Origin of the sequence: Micromonospora sp. NPDC050495 (assembly GCF_040655175.1) — a bacterium.
Taxonomy (GTDB): Bacteria; Actinomycetota; Actinomycetes; order Mycobacteriales; family Micromonosporaceae; genus Micromonospora.
The window spans coordinates 1-25078 of the sequence record NZ_JBFAJK010000064.1; the positions used below are offsets into that span (position 1 = coordinate 1).

Consider the following 25078-nt stretch of genomic DNA (forward strand, 5'->3'; position numbering starts at 1 on the left):
CCGGGCGTACATCGCCACGGTCAACGGGCCGAACGCCACCGTCATCGCCGGCGACCCCGACGCCGTCGCGGCAGCCGTCGCCCACTGCAAGGACCGCGACATCCCCGCCCGAGTCCTGCCCGTCGGCTACGCCTCCCACACCCCCCACGTCGAAGCCCTCCGCGACCAGATCCACACCGCCCTCGACGGCGTCCAACCCACCACCACCGATGTGGCCTTCTACTCCACCTACACCGGCGACCGCATCGACACCGACACCCTCACCGCCGACTACTGGTACGACAACCTCCGCCACCCGGTCCAGTTCCAGACCGCCACCGAAGCACTGCTGCGCGACGGGTACGCCACCTTCATCGAGGTCAGCCCGCACCCCGTCCTCATCCAACCGATCGAGGAGACCGCCGACCAGCACGAGATCGTCGCCGTGGCCAGCATGCGCCGGGACACCACCGACCAACTCGCCACCGCCCTGGCCACCGCGCACACCCACGGCCTGCCCGTCGACTGGACCCCGCTGCTGCCCGCGGCGCCGCCGGTCGAGCTGCCCACCTACCCCTTCGAGCACCAGCGGTTCTGGCTGCCGGCCGGCAGCCGGAGCGGGGAGCCGGCCGAGCTGGGTCTCAGCGGCGCCGACCACCCGCTGCTCGGCGCGACCGTCGAACTGGCCGACGGGGAGGGCTACCTGCTCACCGGCTGGCTCTCCCTGCACACCCACCCGTGGCTGGCCGAGAGCGTGGTCGCGGCGGGCACCGTCGTACCGGCCGCGACCTTCGTCGAGCTGAGCCTGCACGCCGGCAGCCACGTCGGGTACGCCCGCCTCGACGAGCTGACCGTCGAGACCCCGCTCACCTTCCCCGAGCACGGCGCCGTGCACATCCAGATCGAGGTCGGCGAGGGCGACGAGGCTGGCCGGCGGCCGATCACCATCCACTCCCGTACCGGCATCAGCCCCGGCACCGAGTGGACCCACCACGCCACCGGCCGGCTCAGCGCCGGCACCGCGCCGGGCACCGGCCCGGACGCCGAACTGGCCGGCTGGCCGCCCGCCGACGCCGACCCGCTCGACGCCGACCGGCTCTACCCGGACCTCGCCCGGACCGGCCGGGAGTACGGCCCGGCGTTCCGGGCGGTCCGCGCGGTCTGGCGGGCCGGCGACATCACGTACGCCGAGCTGCACCTGCCCGAGGAGGTCGACGCCGGCGGCTACGGCATCCACCCCGCGCTCCTCGACGCCGCCCTGCACGCCCTGGCCGTCGACGGCGACCCGGCCCTGCCGCAGCTCCCCCGCGCCTGGACCGGGGTCACCCTGCACGCGGTGGACGCCCGTGCCCTGCGCGTGCGGATCGCCCGCACCGGTCCGGACACCGTCACGCTGACGGCCGCCGACCCGGCCGGCGCGCCCGTGGTGACCGTCGACGAGCTGACCCTGGCCCCCGTCACGGCCGGCGCCGGCGGCGCCAGCCCGGTCCGGGACTCGCTGCACCAGGTGGAGTGGCGGCCGGTCAACGCCGGGCCGGCCCGGGAGCCCTGGCCGGTCACCGACCTGGCCGGCCTCGACGCGCTGCTCGCCGGGGAGGCGCCGCCGCCCGAGGTGGTGGTCGTCGCGGCGACCGCGCCGGACGGCGACGTGGTCGCCGCTACCCACGAGCTGACCGAACGGGTGGCCACCGCGCTGCGGGGCTGGCTTTCCGACGAGCGGCTGCACGCCAGCCGGCTGGTGGTGCTGACCCGGGGCGCGGTCGCCGCCCGCCCCGACGACGACGTCACCGACCTGCCCGCCGCCGCGCTGTGGGGACTGGTCCGCTCGGCCCAGTCCGAGCACCCGGACCGGGTGGCCGTCATCGACGCGGACGAGGCCGACCCGGGGCTCGTCGCCGGGGCGGTCGCCACCGGCGAACCGCAGCTCGCGCTCCGCGCCGGCGCCCTGCTCGCGCCCCGGCTCACCCGTTTCCGGCCGCCGGCCGAGCCCACCGCGCCGCCGCTGGACCCGGCGGGCACGGTCCTGGTCACCGGTGGCACCGGCACGCTCGGCGCGTTGCTCGCCGAGCACCTGGTCCGGACCGGCCAGGCCCGGCACCTGCTGCTGGCCGGCCGCCGCGGCCCGGCCGCCCCGGAGGCGCCGGCGCTGACCGCCCGGCTGGAGGCGCTGGGCGCGACGGTACGCGTCGTCGCCTGCGACACCGCCGACCCGGAGGCGGTACGCGCCCTCGTCGCCGGCGTCCCCGCGACGCACCCGCTCACCGCCGTCTTCCACACCGCCGGCGTGCTGCACGACGCCACCCTGCACACCATGACGGCGGAGCAGGTGCACGCGGTGCTGCGGCCCAAGGTGGATGCCGCCTGGCACCTGCACCAGGCCACGCGGGACCTGCCGCTGGCGGCGTTCGTGCTCTATTCCTCGGCCGCCGGCATCCTGGGCAGCCCGGGGCAGGGCAACTACGCCGCCGCCAACACCTTCCTCGACGCGCTCGCCCAGCACCGGCACGCACACGGCCTCCCCGCCACCAGCCTCGCCTGGGGCTACTGGGCGCAGGCCAGCGGCATGACCGGGCACCTCGACGACGCCGACCAGGCCCGGATCGCGCGCGCCGGGCTGCGTCCGCTGCCCACCGACGACGCGCTGGCCCTGCTCGACGTCGCGGTCGCCGGTGGCCGGCCCACCCTCGTACCGCTGGCCCTGGACCTGGCGGTGCTGCGCGGCAACCCCGGCGGCGCCGGCGTACCCGCCGTGCTGCGCGGGCTGGTCCGCACGCCGACCCGTCGGGCAGCGGCCGCGGCCGTGGTCGCCGGCTCGGACCTGGCGCAGCAGGTCGCCGGCCTGGCCGGCGCCGACCGGGACCGGATGCTGCTCGACCTGGTCCGGGCGCAGGTGGCCGTGGTGCTCGGGCACCGCAGCCCGGAGGCGGTCGAGCCGCACCGGACGTTCAAGGACCTGGGCTTCGACTCGCTGACCGCGGTCGAGCTGCGCAACCGGCTCAACGCGGCCACCGGGCTGCGGCTGCCGGCCACCGTCGTCTTCGACCACCCGAACCCGCAGTCCGTCGTGGACCGGCTGCGGACCGAACTGCTCGGCGCCCCGGAGAGTGCCGGGCCGGCGCCCCGGCCCCGGGCTGCGGCCGCCGACGACCCGATCGCCATCGTCGGGATGGCCTGCCGCTACCCGGGCGACGCCCGGACCCCGGAGGACCTGTGGCGGCTGGTGCTCGACGGCGCCGATGCGACCAGCGACTTCCCGGCCAATCGGGGCTGGGACCTGGAGGCGCTCTACCACCCGAGCCCCGACGAGCCCGGCCGCACGTACGCCCGGCGCGGCGGCTTCCTGCACGACGCCGACGCCTTCGACGCCGACTTCTTCGGGATCAGCCCGCGCGAGGCGCTGGCCACCGATCCGCAGCAGCGGCTGCTGCTGGAGACCGCGTGGGAGGCCCTCGAACGGGCCGGCATCGACCCGACCACCCTGAAGACCAGCCCGACCGGCGTCTTCACCGGCGTCATCTCCCAGGAGTACGCGCCCCGCGCCGGGCAGCGCCACCACGAGGTCGAGGGCTTCCTGCTGGCCGGCAACACCACCAGCGTGGCGTCCGGGCGGCTGGCGTACACCCTCGGACTGGAGGGGCCGGCCATCACCATCGACACCGGCTGCTCGTCGTCGCTGGTCGCCACCCACCTGGCGGTGCAGGCGCTGCGCCACGGCGAGTGCACGCTGGCGCTGGCCGGTGGCGTGACGGTGATGGCCTCGCCGAGCATCTTCCTGGAGTTCAGCCGGCAGCGCGGGCTCTCCCCCGACGGGCGCTGCCGGTCGTTCGCCGACGGCGCGGACGGCACCGGCTGGGGTGAGGGTTCCGGCCTGCTGGTGTTGGAGCGGCTCAGTGACGCCCGCCGCAACGGCCACCAGGTGCTCGCGCTGATCAGCGGCTCGGCGGTCAACCAGGACGGCGCCAGCAACGGCCTCACCGCCCCCAACGGGCCGTCCCAGCAGCGGGTCATCCAGCAGGCGCTAGCCAGCGCCGGGCTCACCCCCGCCGACGTCGACGCCGTCGAGGCGCACGGCACCGGCACCACCCTCGGCGACCCCATCGAAGCCCAGGCGCTGCTCGCCACCTACGGCCAGCACCGCACCGACGACCAACCACTCTGGCTCGGGTCGATCAAATCCAACATCGGCCACACCCAGGCCGCCGCCGGCGTCGCCGGCATCATCAAGATGGTCCAGGCCATCCGCCACGGCATGCTGCCCAGGACCCTGCACGTGGACGCGCCCAGTTCCCACGTCGACTGGGAAACCGGCGCCGTCGCCCTGCTCACCGAGAACACCCCCTGGCCCGAGCACGACCGGCCCCGCCGGGCCGGCGTCTCCTCCTTCGGCATCAGCGGCACCAACGCCCACCTCATCATCGAACAGGCCCCCACCACCACGCCGGCACCGGCCACCCCCGAACCACCGACCGCCCCCGTCGCGCTGCCCTGGCTGCTGTCCGCGAAGACCCCGGCCGCGCTGCGCGCCCAGGCCGCGCAACTGGTGGCGCACGTCGAGCAGGAGCCGGGACGTGCCCCGGCCGCCGTCGGGTACGCGCTGGCCACCACCCGGGCGACGTTCGAGCACCGGGCGGTCGTGCTGGCCGGCGGGGACCTCCGGCCCGGCCTGCGGGCCCTGGCCGCCGGGGAACCGCACCCCACGGTGGTGCGGGACACGGCCGTGCCGGCCGGCCCGGTGGCGTTCCTGCTCACCGGACAGGGCGCCCAGTACGCCGGGATGGGCGCGGAACTGGCCGAGCGGTTCGAGGTCTTCGCCGCCGCCCTCGACGAGGTGTGCGCCGCCGTCGACCCGTACCTGGAGCACCCGCTGCGCGAGGTGATGTTCGGCCGGCACACCGACCTGCTCGGGCAGACCCGCTACACCCAGCCGGCGCTGTTCGCCTTCGAGACCGCCATGTTCCGGCTGCTGGGCAGCTTCGGCGTCACCCCCGACCACCTGATCGGCCACTCGATCGGCGAGCTGACCGCCGCGCACCTCGCCGGGGTGCTCACCCTGCCGGACGCGGCCGCCCTGATCACCACCCGGGCCGCGCTGATGCACGCCATGCCGCCCGGCGCGATGCTCAGCGTCGCGGCCACCCTCGACGAGGTCACCCCGCTGCTCGCCGGGTACCCGCGGGTCAGCCTCGCCGCGCACAACAGCCCCGGCTCGCTGGTGCTCGCCGGTGACCCCGAGGACGTCGACGCGTTCGCCACGGCCCTGCGCGAGCAGGGCCACGACGGGCGGCGGCTGCACGTGGCGCACGCGTTCCACTCGGCGCACACCGACGGCATCCTGGACGAGTTCCGGCGGGCCGCCGCGGCCGTCACCTTCCACCCGGCCCGCATCCCGATCGTCTCCAACCTCACCGGCGGGCTCGCCACCGACGCGGAGCTGGCCGACCCCGACTACTGGGCCCGGCACATCCGGCACGCCGTCCGGTACGCCGACGGCACCCGGCAGCTGCACGAGCTGGGCGTCACCCACTTCGTCGAACTCGGCCCCGACGGCACGCTCACCACGCTGACCCACGAGACGCTGCCCGGGCACGCCCGCGCCGCCGCCACCCAGCGGCGCGGCCAGCCGCCCACCGACACGCTGCTCGCCGCCCTGGCCGCGTTGCACGCCGGCGGCCTGTCCGTGGACTGGTCGCCGCTGCACCCGGTGCCCGCGCCCGCGCCGGTGCCGCTGCCCACCTACCCCTTCCAGCACCAGCGGTTCTGGCTGCACGCCACCGGCGGCGCCGACGTGAGCGCCGCCGGCCTGCACGCCAGCGCCCACCCGATGCTCGCCGCCGCGACCCGGCTGGCGCACCACGACAGCTACCTGTTCACCGGCCGCCTCGCCGCCGGCACCCACCCGTGGCTGGCCGACCAGACGGTCGACGGTCGGGTGCTGCTGCCCGCGGCGGCCCTGGTCGAGCTGGTCCTGCAGGCCGGCGAGCAGGTCGACCTGCCGTTCCTGGCGGGACTCGAGGTGCGGGCGCCGCTGACGCTGGCCGCCGGTGCCGCCGTCCACCTCCAGGTGGAGGTCGGGCCGGCCGGGCCGGACGGGCGCCGGCCGGTGGCCGTGCACTCCCGGCCCGCCGACGGCGCCGACGACGGCTGGGCCACCGACCGGTGGACCGAGCTGGCCGCCGGGTTCCTCGCCGCCGCCCCCGCCGGGGAGCCGGAGCCGGGCCCGGCCGAGTGGCCGCCGGCCGCCGCGGTGCCGCTGGACACCGCGACCTGCTACACCGACCTCGCCGACACCGGGCTTGCCTGCGGGCCCGCGTACCAGGCCCTGACCGCCGCCTGGCGTCGCGGGGAGGACCTGTACGCCGAGGTCCGGCTCGCCGACGACGTGGACACCGCCGGGTACGGCATCCACCCCGCGCTGCTGGACGCGACGCTGCACGTGGTAGCCCTCGCCGACCCGGCGCCGACCGCCCGGACCGCGTCGACCTGGCACGGTGTCGCCCTGCCCGCCGGCGGGGCCGCCGAGCTGCGGGTCCGGCTGACCCGGGTCGACGCGGGGACGTACCGCCTCGACGCGACCGACCCGGCCGGCGAGCCGGTGGTGACGGTCGACGCGCTCACCCTCACCGCGGTCGAGCGGGGCACGCCGGCCCCGGCCCGCGCCGACGACGCGCTGTACCAGGTCGACTGGGTGCCGGTGCCGACCGGCGCGGCGCCCGCCGAACCGTGGCCGGTCGTCGCCCTCGACGAGGCCGTCGAGCTGCTCGGGACCGACGCCGCCGTGCCCGAGGTGCTGGTGGTGGCGCCGACCGCGCCGGAGCCCGGCGTGCCGGGCGCGCACGCCGTGGTGGAGCGCGGCGCCGCGCTGCTCGCGGCCTGGCTCGCCGACCGGCGGACCGGGCAGTCCCGGCTGGTGGTGCTCACCCGACGCGCGGTCGGCACCCGCCCCGACGAGGACGTCCAGGATCTGGCGGTCGCTCCGCTCTGGGGTCTGCTCCGGTCGGCGCAGTCCGAGCACCCGGACCGGATCGTGATCGTCGACCACGACGGCGCACCGGCCAGCCTCGACCTGCTGCCCGCCGCCGTGGCCGGCGGGGAGCCGCAGCTCGCCCTCCGCGACGGCGCGGCCCTCGCGCCGCGGCTGGCCCGCGCCGGTACGCCGGCCGAGGTCCCGGCCGGACTGGACCCGGACGGCACGGTGCTGATCACCGGCGGCACCGGCACCCTCGGCGCGCTGCTCGCCACCCACCTCGCCAGCACCGGCCGCGCCCGACACCTACTCCTGGTCAGCCGCCGCGGCACCGACGCACCCGGCACCACCGACCTGATCAACCGGCTCACCGACCTCGGCACCACCACCACCGTCACCGCCTGCGACACCGCAGACCCCGACGCCGTCGCGGAACTGGTCGCCGGCATCCCCGACACGCACCCCCTCACCGCCGTGTTCCACACCGCCGGCGTGGTCGACGACGCCGCCGTACACACCCTCACCGCCAACCAGATCCACACCGTGCTGCGCCCCAAGGTCGACGCCGCCTGGCACCTGCACGCGGCCACCGCCCAGCTGCCGCTGGCCGCGTTCGTGCTCTACTCCTCGGTGGCCGGCACGCTCGGCACCGGCGGGCAGGGCAACTACGCCGCCGCCAACACCTACCTCGACGCGCTGGCCCAGCACCGGCGCGCGCACGGCCTGCCGGCGACCGCCCTGGCCTGGGGCTTCTGGGCGCAGACCAGCGGCATCACCGGCCACCTCGACCGCACCGACCAGGCGCGGATCGCCCGAACCGGGCTGGTGCCGCTGGCCAGCGAGCACGCGCTCGCCCTGCTCGACGCCGCGCTCGGCCAGGACCGGCCGGTGCTGGTGCCGACCACGCTGGACCTGGCCCGGCTGCGCACCCAGGCCGCCGAGGTCGGCGTACCGGCGATCCTGCGCGGCCTGGTGCGGACGCCGCGGCGGCGCTCGGCCGGCGGGTCCACCGGGCCGGCCACCTCGTCGCTGGGCCGGCAGCTCGCCGCTCTCGGCGACGCCGACCGGGCCCGGCTGCTGCTCGACCTGGTACGCGCGCAGGTCGCCCTGGTGCTCGGGCACGCCGGCGTCGACGGCATCGGCCCGGACCGGGCGTTCAAGGACCTGGGCTTCGACTCGTTGACCGCGGTCGAGCTGCGCAACCGGCTCAACGCGGCGACCGAGCTACGGTTGCCCACCACGATCATCTTCGACCACCCGACGCCGGCCACGCTGGCCGAGCGGATCGGCGCCGAGGTCGCCGGCACCGGGGCGGCCGAGGCGGCGGGCCCGGCCACGCGGACCGCGGTCGCCGACGAGCCGATCGCGATCGTCGGCATGGCGTGCCGCTACCCGGGCGAGGCGGACAGCCCGGAGCAGCTCTGGCAGCTGCTGGTCGACGGGGCGGACACGGTCAGCGGCTTCCCGACCGGGCGGGGCTGGGACGTCGACGGGCTCTACGACCCCCGGCCGGACCAGCCGGGCCGCACCTACGCCCGGGAGGGCGGCTTCGTCCACGACGCGGACGCCTTCGACGCCGACTTCTTCGGGATCAGCCCGCGCGAGGCGCTGGCCACCGACCCGCAGCAGCGGCTGCTGCTGGAGACCGCGTGGGAGGCCCTCGAACGGGCCGGCATCGACCCGACCACCCTGAAGACCACCCCGACCGGCGTCTTCACCGGCGTCATCTCCCAGGAGTACGCGCCGCGCGCCGGGCAGAAGCCGCGGGAGCTGGAGGGCTTCCTGCTCGCCGGCAACGCCACCAGCGTCGCCTCCGGCCGGATCGCGTACGCGCTGGGCCTGGTCGGGCCGGCGATCACGGTGGACACCGCGTGCTCGTCGTCGCTGGTCGCCACCCACCTGGCCGTGCAGGCGCTGCGCAACGGCGAATGCAGCCTGGCGCTGGCCGGCGGGGCCACCATCATGGCCACCCCGGGCATCTTCGTGGAGTTCAGCCGGCAGCGCGGGCTTGCCCCGGACGGGCGGTGCAAGCCGTTCGCCGAGGCCGCCGACGGCACCGGCTGGGGCGAGGGCGCCGGCCTGGTGGTGCTGGAGCGGTTGTCGGACGCCCGCCGCAACGGCCACCGGGTGCTCGCAGTGATCAGCGGCTCGGCGGTGAACCAGGACGGCGCCAGCAACGGGCTGACCGCGCCGAACGGGCCGTCCCAGCAGCGGGTCATCCAGCAGGCCCTGGCCAACGCCGGGCTCACCCCCGCCGACGTCGACGCCGTCGAGGCGCACGGCACCGGCACCACCCTCGGCGACCCGATCGAGGCCCAGGCCCTGCTCGCCACCTACGGCCAGGACCGCGACCAGCCGCTCTGGCTCGGCTCGATCAAGTCGAACATCGGGCACACCCAGGCCGCCGCCGGCGTCGCCGGCATCATCAAAATGGTCCAGGCCATCCGCCACGGCATGCTGCCGAAGACCCTGCACACCGACGCGCCCAGCTCCCACGTGGACTGGTCGATCGGGGACGTGGCGCTGCTCACCGAGAACACCCCGTGGCCGGAGCACGGCCGGCCCCGCCGGGCCGGGGTCTCCTCCTTCGGCCTCAGCGGCACCAACGCCCACCTCATCATCGAGCAGACCCCGGCGGCCGTGCCGCGCACGACGGCCGTGCCGCTCCCGGTGGCCGGGAAGCCCGCGGCGGACGAGGTGCCGGCGGACGGCGCGCTCGCGGCCGACGGGGAGCCGGCGGGCATGGCGGCCTCGACGGCCGGAAGCTCGGCGGTCGCGCTGCCGTGGGTGCTGTCGGCGAAGACGCCGGCCGCGCTGCGCGCCCAGGCCGCGCAACTGGTGGCGCACGTCGACCAACACCCGGACCTGGACCCCGGTGCGGTCGCCGCCGCGCTGCTCACCACCCGCACCGCGTTCGGACAGCGGGCAGCGGTGCTGCCCGGTGCCGAGCCGGTCGACGCGCTGCGGGCCCTGGCCGAGGACCGGCCGCATCCCGCGCTGCTCCAGCACACCGCCGCCCACGGCGGCCGGACCGTGTTCGTGTTCCCCGGCCAGGGCGGGCAGTGGCTCGGCATGGGCCGCGAACTCGCCCAGCACAGTCCCGTCTTCGCCGCGCACCTCGACGCCTGCGCGACCGCGTTGCGGCCCTATGTGGACTGGGACCTGCACCAGGTGCTGCACGACGACAACCCCGACTGGCTCACCCGCGTCGACGTCGTCCAACCCGTCCTGTTCGCCGTCATGACCGGCCTCGCGGCCGTGTGGCGACACCACGGCATCGTCCCCGACGCCGTCATCGGCCACTCCCAGGGCGAGATCGCCGCCGCCTACGCCGCCGGCGCCCTGTCATTGGACGACGCCGCCAAGGTCGTCGCGCTACGCGCCCAGGCGCTGCGGGCGCTGATCGGGCACGGCGACATGGCCTCCCTCGCCCTGCCCGCCGACCAGGTCACCGAACTCCTCCACACGCTGCACGCCGCCAAGCCGACCTCGAGCGACGCCCAGCACCCCACCACCGACACCGGCACCCCCCGGGCCTACATCGCGACGGTCAACGGCCCGAACGCCACCGTCATCGCTGGCGACCCCGACGCCGTCGCCGCAGCCGTCACCCACTGCAAGGACCGCGACATCCCCGCCCGCATCCTCCCGGTCGGCTACGCGTCCCACACCCCCCACGTCGAAGCCCTCCGCGACGACATCCACACCGCCCTGCACGGCATCACCCCGACCGCAACCGACGTCGCCTTCTACTCGACGTTCACCGGCGACCGCATCAACCCGGACACGCTCACCGCCGACTACTGGTACGACAACCTCCGCCACCCGGTCCAGTTCCAGACCGCCACCGAAGCGCTCCTGCGCGACGGGTACGCCACGTTCGTCGAGGCCAGCCCGCACCCGGTCCTCATCCAACCCATCGAGGACACCGCCGACCAGCACGACATCATCGCGCTGGCCAGCATGCGCCGGGACACCACCGACCAACTCGTCACCGCCCTCGCCACCGCGCACACCCACGGCCTGCCCGTCGACTGGACCCCGCTGCTGCCCGCGGCGACCCCGCCGGCGCCGCTGCCCACGTACGCGTTCCAGCACCAGCGCTACTGGCTGGCCACGCCGGGCACGCTGAGCGAGCCGGCGGACCTCGGCCTCGGCGGCGCGGACCACCCGTTGCTGGCCGCCGCCATCGAGCTGCCCGACCAGCAGGGTCACCTGTTCACCGGCCGGCTCACCACCACCAGCCAGCCGTGGATCGCCGACCACACCGTGACCGGCATCGTCCTGCTGCCCGGCACCGCGTTCGTCGAGTTGGCCCTGCACGCCGGCCACCGCGCCGGACACCCGTACCTGGACGAGCTGACCATCGAGGCGCCGCTGGCCCTGGCCGGCACCGGGCCGGTCCAGGTCCAGGTCGAGGTCGGCGCCCCCGACGGCACCGACCACCGGCCGGTCACCATCCGCTCCCGGGACGGGCAGGACGGCGAGTGGCTGCGGCACGCCACCGGCACGCTGGCCGCCACGGCGCCGCCGCCGGCCGGTGACCTGACCGCCTGGCCGCCCGCCGGCGCCACCCCGGTCGACCTCGACGGGTTCTACCCCGACCTGGCCGCCACCGGCCTCGGCTACGGGCCGGCCTTCCAGGGCCTGCACCGCGCCTGGCGCGGCGACCGGGACCTCTGGGCCGAGGTGCGGCTGCCCGACGAGGTGGACCAGACCGGATACGGCGTTCACCCCGCCCTGCTCGACGCCGCCCTCCACGTGATCACGCTGGCCGCCGGGGCGGAGACCGTCCGGCTCCCGTTCGCCTGGTCGGCGGTGGGCCTGCACGCCACCGGGGCCCGGGCCCTGCGGGTGCGCCTCACCGTCGACGGCACGGACACCGTCACGGTCACCGCCGCCGACCCGACCGGCGCGCCCGTCGCCACCATCGGCGCCCTCACCGTACGGCCGCTGCCGGCCGGTCAGCTTCCGGCGGCCACCGGCGGCGACCCGCTGTACCGGCTCGACTGGACGCCGGTGCCGGTCGACGGTCCGACGGAACTGCCTGAGCCGGTCGACGCCGCCGGGCTGGCCGGTCTGCTGGCCGGTGACGTGCCCGTGCCGCCGCTGGTCGTGCTCGCCGTGCCCGCCGCCGGCGGCGACGTGGTGGCCGCCACCCACCGGCAGACCGAGCAGGTCGCCCGCCTCGTCCAGGACTGGCTCGCCGACGAGCGGTGCGCCGCGAGCCGCCTGGTCGTGCTGACCGGTGACGCGGTCGGCACCGACCCGGCGGAGAACGTCACCGACCTTCCGGCGGCCGCGCTGTGGGGACTGCTGCGCTGCGCCCAGTCCGAGCACCCGGACCGGTTCACCCTGGTGGACTCCGACGGCACCCCGGACAGCGTGGCCGCGCTCGGCGCGGCGGTCGCGACCGGTGAGCCGCAGCTCGCGGTACGCGCCGGCCGGGTGCTGGCGCCCCGGCTGGCCCGGGCCGGGCAGCCGGACCCGGACGCGCGGCGGCCGCTCGACCCGGACGGCACGGTGCTGATCACCGGCGGCACCGGCACCCTCGGCGCGCTGCTCGCCACCCACCTCGCCAGCACCGGCCGCGCCCGACACCTGCTCCTGGTCAGCCGCCGCGGCACCGACGCACCCGGCACCACCGACCTGATCAACCGGCTCACCGACCTCGGCGCCACCACCACCGTCACCGCCTGCGACACCGCAGACCCCGACGCCGTCGCGAAACTGATCGCCGGCATCCCCACCGCGCACCCCCTCACCGCCGTGTTCCACACCGCCGGCGTGCTGGACGACGCCGCCGTACACACCCTCACCGCCGACCAGATCCACACCGTGCTCCGCCCCAAGGTCGACGCCGCCTGGCACCTGCACCAGGCCACCCTCGATCTCGACCTGGCCGCCTTCGTGCTCTACTCCTCCGCGGCGGGCGTGCTCGGCAGCGCCGGGCAGGCCAACTACGCCGCCGGCAACACCTTCCTCGACGCCCTCGCCCAGCACCGGGTCGCGTACGGGCTGGCCGGCACCTCGATCGCCTGGGGCTTCTGGGCCGAGGCCAGCGGCATGACCGGGCACCTGGACGCGGGCGAGCGGGCCCGGATGGTCCGGGACGGGGTGTTGCCGCTGGACACCGCGCCCGCCCTGCGGATGCTGGACGCCGCGCTCGCCGGGAACGACCCGGCGCCGGTGCCGGTGCTGCTCGACCTCGCCGGGCTGCGCCGGGCGGAGGCCGTGCCGGCCGTGCTGCGCGGGCTGGTCCGCACCGTCGCGGCCCGGCGCACCGCGGCCGACGCGGCCGTGGACAGCGGCCTCGCCGGCCGGCTCGCCGGGCTCGGCGACGGCGAACGGCAGCGCCTGCTGCTGGACCTGGTCCGCACCCAGGTGGCGGGCGTGCTCGGGCACGGCAGTCCGGAGCTGATCGAGCCCCAGCGGGCCTTCAAGGACCTGGGCTTCGACTCGCTCACCGCCGTGGAGCTGCGTAACCGGCTGAACGCGGTGACCGGGCTGCGGCTGCCGGCCACGCTGGTCTTCGACCACCCGACCGCGCAGGCGCTCGCCATGTACGTGCGCGGCCGGCTCGTGCCGGACGACGCGGTGGCCGCCACCCGGCCGGCCCCGGTGGCCGAGGGGCCGCGGGACGAGCCGATCGCCATCGTCGGGATGGCGTGCCGCTACCCGGGCGGGGTCGACTCGCCGGAGGCGCTGTGGCGGCTGGTCGCCGAGGGCGTCGACGCGATCGGGGACTTCCCCACCGGCCGGGGCTGGGACCTCGCCGGCCTGTACCACCCGGACCCGGACCACCCGGGCACCGCGTACACCCGGCACGGCGGTTTCCTGCACGACGCGGACGAGTTCGACGCCGACTTCTTCGGGATCAGCCCGCGCGAGGCGGCCGCCACCGACCCGCAGCAGCGGCTGCTGCTGGAGACCGCCTGGGAGGCCCTGGAGCGGGCCGGCATCAACCCGCAGGGCCTGCGCTCCAGCCTCACCGGTGTCTTCACCGGCGTGATGTACAACGACTACGCCAGCCGCCTGCAGCACCAGGTGCCCGCCGGCTACGAGGGCTACCTCGGCAACGGCAGCGCCGGCAGCGTGGCGTCCGGGCGGCTCGCGTACACCCTGGGGTTGGAGGGGCCGGCGCTGACCGTCGACACCGCCTGCTCGTCGTCGCTGGTCGCCACCCACCTGGCGATGCAGGCGCTGCGCAAGGGCGAGTGCACCCTGGCGCTGGCCGGCGGCGTCACGGTGATGGCCACCCCGACCACGTTCATCGAGTTCAGCCGGCAGCGTGGGCTGGCGCCGAACGGTCGCTGCAAGTCCTTCGCGGCCACCGCCGACGGCACCGGCTGGGGCGAGGGCGTCGGCCTGCTGGTGCTGGAACGCCTCTCCGACGCGCGACGGCACGGCCACCCGGTGCTCGCGGTGATCCGCGGCTCCGCGGTGAACCAGGACGGCGCCAGCAACGGCCTCACCGCGCCGAACGGGCCGGCCCAGGAACGCCTCATCCACCAGGCCCTCGCCGCGGCCGGCCTGCACTCGGCCGACGTGGACGCCGTGGAGGCGCACGGCACCGGCACCGTGCTCGGTGACCCGATCGAGGCGCAGGCGCTGCTGGCCACGTACGGGCGGGACCGTGAGGAGCCGTTGTGGCTCGGGTCGATCAAGTCGAACATCGGGCACACCCAGGCCGCCGCCGGCGTGGCCGGCATCATCAAGATGGTCCAGGCGTTGCGGCACGGCACGCTGCCCCGGACGTTGCACGTGGACGCGCCCAGCCCGCACGTGGACTGGACCGCCGGCGAGGTGGCCCTGCTGACCGAGGCGCGGCCCTGGCCGGAGCACGGCCGGCCGCGCCGCGCGGGCGTCTCCTCGTTCGGGGTCAGCGGCACGAACGCGCACGTCATCCTCGAGCAGGCGCCGGAGGCCCCGGCCGGGCCGGCCGGTGAACCGGTGGTGGCGCTGCCGTGGCTGCTGTCGGCGAAGGCGCCGGCCGCGTTGCGCGCGCAGGCGGCCCGCCTGGCCGAGCTGGTCGACGCGCGGCCCGACCTGTCCTCGGGGACGCTGGCGGCGGCGCTGGCCACGTCCCGGGCGGTGTTCGCGCACCGGGCCGCCGTGCTGCCCGGCCCGGACCCGGTCGAGGCGCTGCGCGCCCTCGCCGAGGACCGGCCGCACCCGGCGCTGCTGCAACACACCGCCGCCCACGGCGGCCGGACCGTGTTCGTGTTCCCCGGCCAGGGCGGACAGTGGCTCGGCATGGGCCGCGAACTGGCCCAGCAGAGCAACATCTTCGCCGCGCACCTCGACGCCTGCGCGTCTGCGTTGCGCCCCTACGTGGACTGGGACCTGCACACCGTCCTGCACGACGACAACCCCGACTGGCTCACCCGGGTGGACGTCGTCCAGCCCGTGCTGTTCGCCGTCATGACCGGCCTCGCGGCCGTGTGGCGACACCACGGGATCGTCCCCGACGCCGTGATCGGGCACTCCCAGGGCGAGATCGCCGCCGCGTATGCCGCCGGCGCCCTTTCGCTGGACGACGCCGCGAAGGTGGTCGCGCTGCGCGCCCAGGCGCTGCGCGGGCTGATCGGGCACGGCGACATGGCCTCCCTCGCCCTACCCGCCGACCAGGTCACCGAACTCCTCCACACGCTGCACGCCGCCGAGCCGACCTCGAGCGACGCCGACCAGCCCACCACCGACACCGGCACCCCCCGGGCCCACATCGCCACCGTCAACGGCCCCAACGCCACCGTCATCGCCGGCGACCCCGACGCCATCGCCACCGCCGTCGCCCACTGCAAGGACCACGACATCCCCGCCCGCATCCTCCCGGTCGGCTACGCCTCCCACACCCCCCACGTCGAAGCGCTGCGCGAGGAGATCCACGCCGCCCTCGACGGCGTCCAACCCACCACCACCGATGTGGCCTTCTACTCGACGTTCACCGGCGACCGCATCGAGACCCAGACCCTCACCGCCGACTACTGGTACGACAACCTGCGCCACCCCGTCCAATTCCAGACCGCCACCGAGGCACTGCTCCGCGACGGCCACAGCACCTTCATCGAGGTCAGCCCGCACCCCGTCCTCATCCAGCCGATCGAGGACACCGCCGACCAGCGGCACATCGTCGCCGTGGCCAGCATGCGCCGGGACACCACCGACCAGCTCGCCACCGCCCTGGCCACCGCCCACACCCACGGCCTCCCGGTGGACTGGCGACCGCTGCTGCCCGCCGTGACGGCACCCGTCGGCCTACCCACCTACCCCTTCCAGCACCAGCGCTACTGGCTGCACGCCCCGGCGACCATCAGCCAGGCCAGCGACCTCGGCCAGGCCCCGGCCGAGCACCCGCTGCTGGCCGCCGCCATCGAACTGCCCGACCAGCAGGGTCACCTGTTCACCGGCCGGCTCACCCTCGACCGGCAACCCTGGCTCGCCGACCACGCCGTCACCGGCACCGTGCTGCTGCCCGGCACCGCCTTCGTGGACCTCGCCCTGCACGCCGGCCAGCACACCGGGTACCCGCACGTCGACGACCTCACCATCGAGACCCCGCTGATCCTCGACCCGGGCAGCGACGTGCAGCTGCGGGTGGAGGTGGGCCCCGAGCAGGGCGAGGGACGCCCGGTCAGCGTGCACAGCCACCAGGGCGGCACCTGGACCCGGCACGCCACCGGCACCCTCACCGGCACCGCCCCGGCCGGCGACCCGGGCATCGGCACGGAGTGGCCGCCGGCCGGCGCGACGCCCGTCGACCTCACCGACTTCTACGCCACCCTGGCCGGCACGGGCCTGCAGTACGGACCCACCTTCCAGGGCGTGCACGCCGCCTGGCGCGACGGCGACACCCGCTACGCCGAGATCCACCTCCCCGACGACCAGGACACCACCGGCTACGGCATCCACCCCGCCCTCCTCGACGCCGCCCTGCACCCGATGGCGCTCACCGGCGGTGACGAGGGCGTACGGCTGCCCTTCGCGTGGAGCGGGATCAGCCTGCACGCCGTCGGGGCGACCCGGCTGCGGGTGCGGCTGAGCCGTACCGGCCCGGACAGCGTGGCCGTGCACGCCAGCGACCCGACCGGCCAGCCGGTGGTGACCATCGGCGCGTTGACCGTCCGGCCGCTGGCCGGGAACCGGCTCACCGCCGGCCCGCGTGGCGGCGACCCGCTGTACCGGGTCCGCTGGACCCCGCTGGACGCGCCGGCCGGCTCGGCGGAGGTGCCGCCGGTGCTCGATCTGGCCGGGCTCGCCGACGTGCTCGCCTCGGACCCCACCCCGGAGCTGGTGATCGTGGCCCCCGCCGGCGGTACCGACGGCGGTCCGGCGGCGACGCACGACCTGGTCGCCCGGACCACCGCCGCGCTCCAGGCGTGGCTGACCGACGAGCGGCACGCCGCCGCGCGGCTGGTGGTGCTGACCTCGGGCGCGGTCGCGACCGGCCCGGACGAGGACGTCACCGACCTGGCCGCGTCGGCGCTCTGGGGGCTGGTCCGCAGCGCCCAGGTCGAGCACCCGGACCGGTTCGTCCTGGTCGACGCGGAGCGTACCGCCGCGCTGGGGGCGGCGCTGGCGGCCGGGGAGCCGCAGCTCGCCGTCCGCGACGGCCGGCTGTTCGTGCCGCGCCTGGTCAAGGTGGGTACGCCGGAAGGGCCAGCCGCCGCCCTGGATCCGGACGGGACGGTGCTGATCACCGGCGGCACCGGCACCCTCGGCGCCCTCCTCGCCGAACACCTCACCACCACCGGCCAAACCCGACACCTCCTACTCGCCAGCCGCCGCGGCCCCAACGCACCCAACGCCACCGACCTGACCACCCGCCTTCAGAACCTCGGCGCCACCGCCACCGTGGTCGCCTGCGACACCGCCGACCCCGACCAGGTGCACGCCCTCATCGCCGGCATCCCCGACGCACACCCGCTCACCGCCGTCTTCCACACCGCCGGCACCCTCGACGACGCCGCCCTACACACCCTCACCCCAGACCAGGTGCACACCGTCCTGCGGCCCAAGGTCGACGCCGCCTGGCACCTGCACCACGCCACCCGCAACCTCCCCCTGGCCGCGTTCGTCCTCTACTCCTCCGCCGCCGGCACCCTCGGCAGCCCCGGACAAGCCCACTACGCCGCCGCCAACACCTACCTCGACGCCCTCGCCCACCACCGCCACACCCTCGGCCTCCCCGCCACCAGCCTCGCCTGGGGCTACTGGGCCCAAGCCACCGGCATGACCGGCCACCTCGACCACACCGACCAGGCCCGCATCACCCGCGCCGGCCTGCTACCCATGCCCACCGACCACGCCCACACCCTGCTCGACACCGCGCTGGCCGGCGGCGAGCCGACCGCCGTACCGATGCGGCTGGACCTTGTCGGCCTGCGCGGCGGGCCGGTCCCGGCGCTGCTGCGCGGGCTGGTGCGGCCGGTCGCGCCGCGGGCCGCGGCCGGCGCGGCCGGCGACTCCGGGTTGGCCGGGCGGCTGGCGGGGCTGGACGACGCCGGGCGCCGGGAGCTGCTGCTCGGGGTGGTCCGCAGCCAGATCGCGGCGGTGCTCGGGCACAGCGTCCCGGAGACGATCGACCCGCAGCGGGCGTTCAAGGAGCTGGGCTTCGACTCGCTGACCGCGGTCGAGCTGCGCAACCGGCTCAACGCCGCCACCGGGCTGCGGCTGCCGGCCACCCTGATCTTCGACCACCCGACCGCGTACGCCCTGGCGGGTGAGCTGCTGGTCCGGCTGCTGCCGGATCAGGCGGCGGCCGACCACGCCCCGCTGCCGGCGGCGCGGCCGGTCGACGAGCCGGTCGCCATCGTCGGGATGGCCTGCCGGTTCCCCGGCGAGGTACGCGACCCGCAGGAGCTGTGGCGACTGCTGGTGGAGCGCGGGGACGCGATGTCCGCCTTCCCCACCAACCGCGGCTGGGACCTGGACGGCCTGTACGACCCCGACCCGGACCACGCGGGCACCGTCTACACCCGGATCGCCGGGTTCCTGCACGACGCGGACCGCTTCGACGCCGAGTTCTTCGGGATCAGCCCTCGGGAGGCGCTGGCCACCGACCCGCAACAGCGGCTGCTGCTGGAGACCGCCTGGGAGGCGCTGGAGCGCGCCGGCATCGATCCGACGTCACTGAAGACCACGCCGACCGGTGTCTTCACCGGGGTCATGTACAACGACTACGCCAGCCGGCTGCAGCAGCACACCCCGGACGGCTACGAGGGCTACCTGGGCAACGGCAGCGCGCCCAGTGTCGCCTCCGGGCGGCTGGCGTACACGCTGGGCCTGGAAGGGCCGGCGATCACGGTGGACACCGCCTGCTCGTCGTCGCTGGTCGCCACCCACCTGGCCATCCAGGCGCTGCGCAACGGCGAGTGCACGCTCGCGCTGGCCGGCGGCGTCAGTGTGATGGCGACCCCGCACTCGCTGCTGGAGTTCAGCCGGCAGCGCGGGCTCGCCCCGGACGGGCACTGCAAGCCCTTCGCCGACAGCGCCGACGGCACGGCCCTGTCCGAGGGCGCCGGCCTGCTGCTGCTGGAGCGGCTCTCGGACGCCCGCCGCAACGGCCACCCGGTGCTCGCGGTGATCCGCGGCTCGGCGGTCAACCAGGACGGCGCCAGCAACGGCCTCACCGCCCCCAACGGCCCGTCCCAGCAGCGGGTCATCCGCCAGGCCCTGGCCAACGCGCGACTGGCCCCGACCGAGGTGGATGCCGTGGAGGCACACGGCACGGGTACCACCCTGGGTGATCCGATCGAGGCGCAGGCGCTGCTCGCCACCTACGGGCAGGAGCGCGACGAGCCGCTGTGGCTCGGGTCGATCAAGTCGAACATCGGGCACACCCAGGCCGCCGCCGGGGTGGCCGGCATCATCAAGATGGTGCTGGCGCTCCAGCACCGGCTGCTCCCGCCGAGCCTGCACGCCGACTCGCCGAGCAGCCACGTCGACTGGGAGGCGGGCGAGGTCGCCCTGCTGGCCCAGGCGCAGCCCTGGCCGGTACGCCCCGACCGGCCGCGCCGGGCCGGTGTCTCCTCGTTCGGCATCAGCGGCACCAACGCCCACCTCATCCTGGAGGAGGCGCCCGCCGGGGCGGCCCGACCGGCGGCCGGCGATCCGGCGTCGGGTCCGCTGCCGTGGCTGCTGTCGGCGAAGACGCCGGCCGCGCTGCGCGCCCAGGCGGCCCGGCTGGCCACCCATCTGGACGAGCACCCGGAGCTGGAGCCGGCCGCCGTGGCGTACGCCCTCGCCACCACCCGGGCCATCTTCGCCCACCGCGCGGCGATCGTGCCGCCGGCCGGTACGCCGGGCGACGAGCCGCACACCGCGGCGGACCTGATCGCCGCGTTGCGCGCGCTGGCCACCGGCGGCTCCCACCCCGGTCTCGTCCGGGCGCGCGGCGAGGAGCCGCCGGCCGGCGCGGGGAAGGTGGCGTTCCTGTTCACCGGGCAGGGCGCCCAACACCCCGGCATGACCGCCGACCTCTACCACCACTTCCCCGTGTACGCCGCCGCGCTGGACGAGGTGTGCACGGCCCTCGACGTCCACCTCGACCACCCGCTACGCGAGGTCATGTCCGGCCAGCACACCGACCTGCTCGGACAGACCCTCTACACCCAGCCGGCCCTGTTCGCCGCCGAGACCGCCATGGTGCGGCTGCTCGACAGCTTCGGGATCCGACCCGACTACCTCATCGGGCACTCCATCGGGGAACTGAGCGCCGCCCACATCGCCGGCATCCTGGACCTCACCGACGCCGCGAAGCTCGTCACCACCCGGGCCCGGCTCATGAACACCATGCCCACCGGCGCCATGCTCGCCGTCACCGCACCCCTGCACCGGATACAGCCGCTGCTCGACGCGCACCCGCAGGTGAGCCTCGCCGGGCACAACAGCCCCACCTCACTCGTCCTCGCCGGCGACACCGACACCATCGAGGCACTAGCCGCCCAGCTCACCGACGAGGGCATCCGGGCCCGGAAACTGCACGTCGCGCACGCCTTCCACTCCGCCCACACCGACGCCATCCTCGACGACTTCCGCGAGGCCGCCGCAAGCGTCACCTACCACCCGGCAGCCCTGCCCATCGTGTCCAACCTGACCGGACAACTCGCCACCGACCAGCAACTCGCCGACCCCGACTACTGGACCCGACACATCCGCGACACCGTCAACTACACCGCCGGCACCGAAACCCTGCACGAACTCGGCGTCACCCACTACCTCGAAGTCGGACCCGACGCCACCCTGAGCACCCTCACCCGCGAAACCCTCACCGACGCCACCGCCATCCCCACCCAGCAGCGCGGACACGACGGAACAGCCAGCCTGCTCACCGCACTCGCCACCGCCCACACCAACGGCATCGACGTCGACTGGACACCGCTGCTCCCCGCCATCCCCGCCCCGGCGGAACCGCTGCCCACCTACCCGTTCCAGGAGCAGCGGTACTGGCTGCACGCCGACGCCACCGTCGGTGAGGCCGAGGACCTCGGCCTCAGCAGCGCCGGGCACCCGCTCCTGGGCGCCGCCATCGAACTCCCCCACGAGCAGGGCCACCTCTTCACCGCCCAGCTCTCCGCCGGATCGCACCCGTGGCTCGGGGACCACACCGTCGGCACCGCACACCTGCTGCCCGGCACCGCGTTCGTGGACATCGCCCTGCACGCGGGGGCGCACACCGGACACCCGTACCTGCACGAGTTGACCATCGAGGCGCCGCTGGCGCTCGACGCCGGCGTCCCGGTGCGACTCCAGGTCGAGGTCGGCGCCGTGAACGACGCCGGGCTGCGACCGGTGACCGTACGCTCCCGCCCGGCCCGCACCGACGACGACTGGACCCGGCACGCCGCCGGCACGCTGAGCGCCGTCGCGCCCAGCCCGGCCGCCCCCGAAGCGGCCTGGCCGCCGGCCGGCGCCGTCGAGGTCGACGTGGACGGTCTCTACGCCGACCTGGCGTCCTCCGGCCTGCACTACGGGCCGGTGTTCCAGGGCGTGCAGCGGGCCTGGCGTGCCGGCGACACCATCCACGCCGAGCTGAGCCTGCCGGAGGGCACCGACACCGGCGGGTACGGCGTCCACCCGGCGCTGCTCGACGCGGCGCTGCACACCATGGCCTTCCTCGACCCGCTGGACGGCGTGCGCGCCTGGCTGCCGTTCGCCTGGGCCGGTGCCGGGCTGCACGCCCCGGCCGGCGAGTCGCTGCGGATCCGGCTGCGCCGCACCGGCCCGGAGAGCATCAGCCTCGACGCCGTCGACACCGCCGGTGGGCCGGTGCTCACCGTCACCTCGCTGGCCGTCCGGCCGCTCCCCGCCGACCTCGCCGGCACCGCCGGGCAACCGGCGCCGGGATACCTGCTGGACTGGGTGCCGCTGGCCACCGACCCGGCCCCGGCGGCCGGCACGTACCCGACGTTCGGCCCGGCCGCCCTGCTCGCGGCGCTCGCCGACGGGACCGCGCCGGCCGGCACCGTCCTGCTGCGACCCGACCCGATCGACGGGGACGTGCCCGCCGGGACGCACCGGACGGCCGAACAGGTGCTCGCGGCCGTCCGCGGCTGGCTCGGCGACGGCAGCGGCCGGCTGGTGGTGCTCACCCGTGGGGCGGTTGCCGTCGGGGACGGCGACGACGTACCCGACCTGCCCGGCGCGGCGCTGTGGGGCCTGGTCCGGGCGGCGCAGAGCGAGCACCCCGACCGGCTGTTCCTGCTCGACCACGACGACGACCCGGACACCCTCGCCGCCCTGCCGGCGCTGGTCGACGCCGCGGCCGCGGCGGCCGAGCCGCAGCTCGCGGTCCGGGGCGGCGTGGCCCGGGTGCCGCGGCTGGTCCGCGGCCCGGCCGCCGACGCCCCGCCGGTCACCCTCGACCCGGCCGGCACCGTCCTGGTCACCGGCGGCACCGGCACCCTCGGTGCGCTGCTCGCCGGCCACCTGGTCGACCGGTACGGGGTCCGGCGGCTGCTGCTGGTCAGCCGGCGCGGGCCGGACGCCCCCGGCGTTCCGGAGCTGGTCGCCCGGCTGGCCGCCCTGGGCGCGGCGGTCGAGGTGGCCGCCTGCGACCTCGGCGACCCGGTGGCGGTCCGCGCGCTGGTCGCCGGGATCGACCCCGGGCACCCGTTGACCGCGGTCTTCCACACCGCCGGGGTGGTCGACGACGCCACGCTGCACACGCTCACCCCGGACCGGCTGCACGCCGTGCTCACCCCGAAGGTGGACGCGGCCTGGCACCTGCACCAGGCCACCCGGGAGCTGCCGCTGGCCGCGTTCGTGCTCTACTCCTCGGCCGCCGGCATCCTCGGCGGCGCCGGCCAGGCCAACTACGCCGCCGCCAACACGTTCCTCGACGCGCTGGCCGGGCACCGGCGGGCCCGGGGCCTGCCCGGCACCTCCCTCGCCTGGGGGCTCTGGGCGGAGTCCAGCGGCATGACCGGCGGGCTGGGCGACGGCGACCGGGCCCGGATGGCCCGCGCCGGCATCCGCCCGCTGGACACCGCCGCCGCGCTGGCGGCGCTGGACGCGGCGCTGGCGCAGCGGCGGGCGCTGGTCGTACCCGTCGGGTTGGACCTGCGCGCGCTGCGCGGCCCGGACGTGCCGGCGGTGCTCCGCGGCCTGGTCCGCACGCCCGCGCGGCGTCCGGCCGCCGCCGCGCCGGCGCCCACCGGGGCCGCTCAGCTGGCCGCGCTGCCCGGCCCGCAGCGCGACCGCTTCCTGCTCGACCTGGTACGCCAGCAGGTGGCCGGCGTGCTCGGGCACGCCACCCCGGCGACGGTGCAACTGCGGCGCGGTTTCATCGAGATGGGCTTCGACTCGCTGACCGCGGTCGAGCTGCGTAACCGGCTCAGCGCGGCCACCGGGCTGCACCTGCCCACCACTCTGGTCTTCGACCACCCGACGCCGATCGCGCTGGTCGACCACCTCAAGGCGGAACTGGCGCCGGACCCGGCCGCGGTGTTCGCGCCGCTGCTGACCGAACTCGACCGGCTGGCCACCGCCGCCGACGAGCTGCCCACCGACACCGACCACCACCGCGACGTGGTGGCCCGGCTCCAGGACCTGCTCGGCCGGCTCACCGGCACGCCGCAGCAGGCGACCAACGGCGGGCCCGCCGGCACCGATCTGGACGCGGCGACCGACGACGAGATCTTCAGCCTCATCGACAACGGGCTTTAGGGGTTTGACACCATGAGCAACGAAGCCAAGCTGCGCGAATACCTGAAGCGGGCCACCGCCGAGCTGCAGCAGACGCGGCAGCGTCTGGTCGATGTGGAGGCGGTGGCGCGGGAGCCGATCGCGGTGGTCGGCATGGCGTGCCGGCTGCCCGGTGGGGTGCGGTCGCCGGAGGAGTTGTGGCGGCTGCTGGCCGAGGGTCGGGACGCGATCTCGGAGTTCCCGACGGATCGGGGCTGGGACGTGGCGGCGTTGTACGACCCGGACCCGGACGCGGCCGGCCACACGTACGTGCGCGAGGGCGGCTTCCTGCACGACGCCACCCTGTTCGACCCGGCGCCGTTCGGGCTCAACCCGCGCGAGGCGCTCGCGGCCGACCCGCAGCAGCGGTTGCTGCTGGAGACCGCCTGGGAGGCGTTCGAGCGGGCCGGTCTCAACCCCACGGCGGTACGCGGCAGCAGCACCGGCGTCTTCGTCGGCGTCATGTACGACGACTACGCCTCCCGGCTGGAGCACGCGCCGCCGGCCGGCTTCGAAGGGCTGATCGGCAGCGGCAGCGCGCCGAGCATCGCCTCCGGCCGGGTGGCCTACACGTTCGGCCTCGAAGGGCCGGCGATCACCGTCGACACCGCCTGCTCATCCTCGCTGGTCTCCGTGCACCTGGCGGCCCAGTCGCTGCGCAAGGGCGAGTGCGACATGGCCCTGGCCGGCGGTGCCACGGTGATGGCCACGCCGAAGGCGTTCACCCAGTTCAGTCGGCAGCGGGCGCTCTCCCCGAGTGGCCGGTGTCGGGCGTTCGCGGACTCGGCCGACGGCACCGTCTGGGGCGAAGGCGTCGGCCTGCTCCTGCTCACCCGCCTGTCCCACGCACAGGAACACCACCTGCCCATCCACGCCGTCATCGCCGGATCCGCCATCAACCAGGACGGCGCCAGCAGCCAACTCACCGCCCCCAACGGGCCCGCCCAA

General features: G+C 75.9%; 2 protein-coding genes. Both read left to right on the forward strand.

Going from position 1 to position 25078, the window contains the following annotated elements:
* The first annotated feature begins 43 nt into the window (after positions 1 to 43).
* Positions 44 to 24112, forward strand: a complete 24069-nt coding sequence (locus AB0I11_RS31540) for an SDR family NAD(P)-dependent oxidoreductase (protein ID WP_357329032.1) — start codon at positions 44 to 46, stop codon at positions 24110 to 24112.
* Between the two features lie 12 nt (positions 24113 to 24124).
* A partial coding sequence (locus AB0I11_RS31545) for a beta-ketoacyl synthase N-terminal-like domain-containing protein (protein ID WP_357329029.1) occupies positions 24125 to 25078 on the forward strand: 954 nt, incomplete at its 3' end.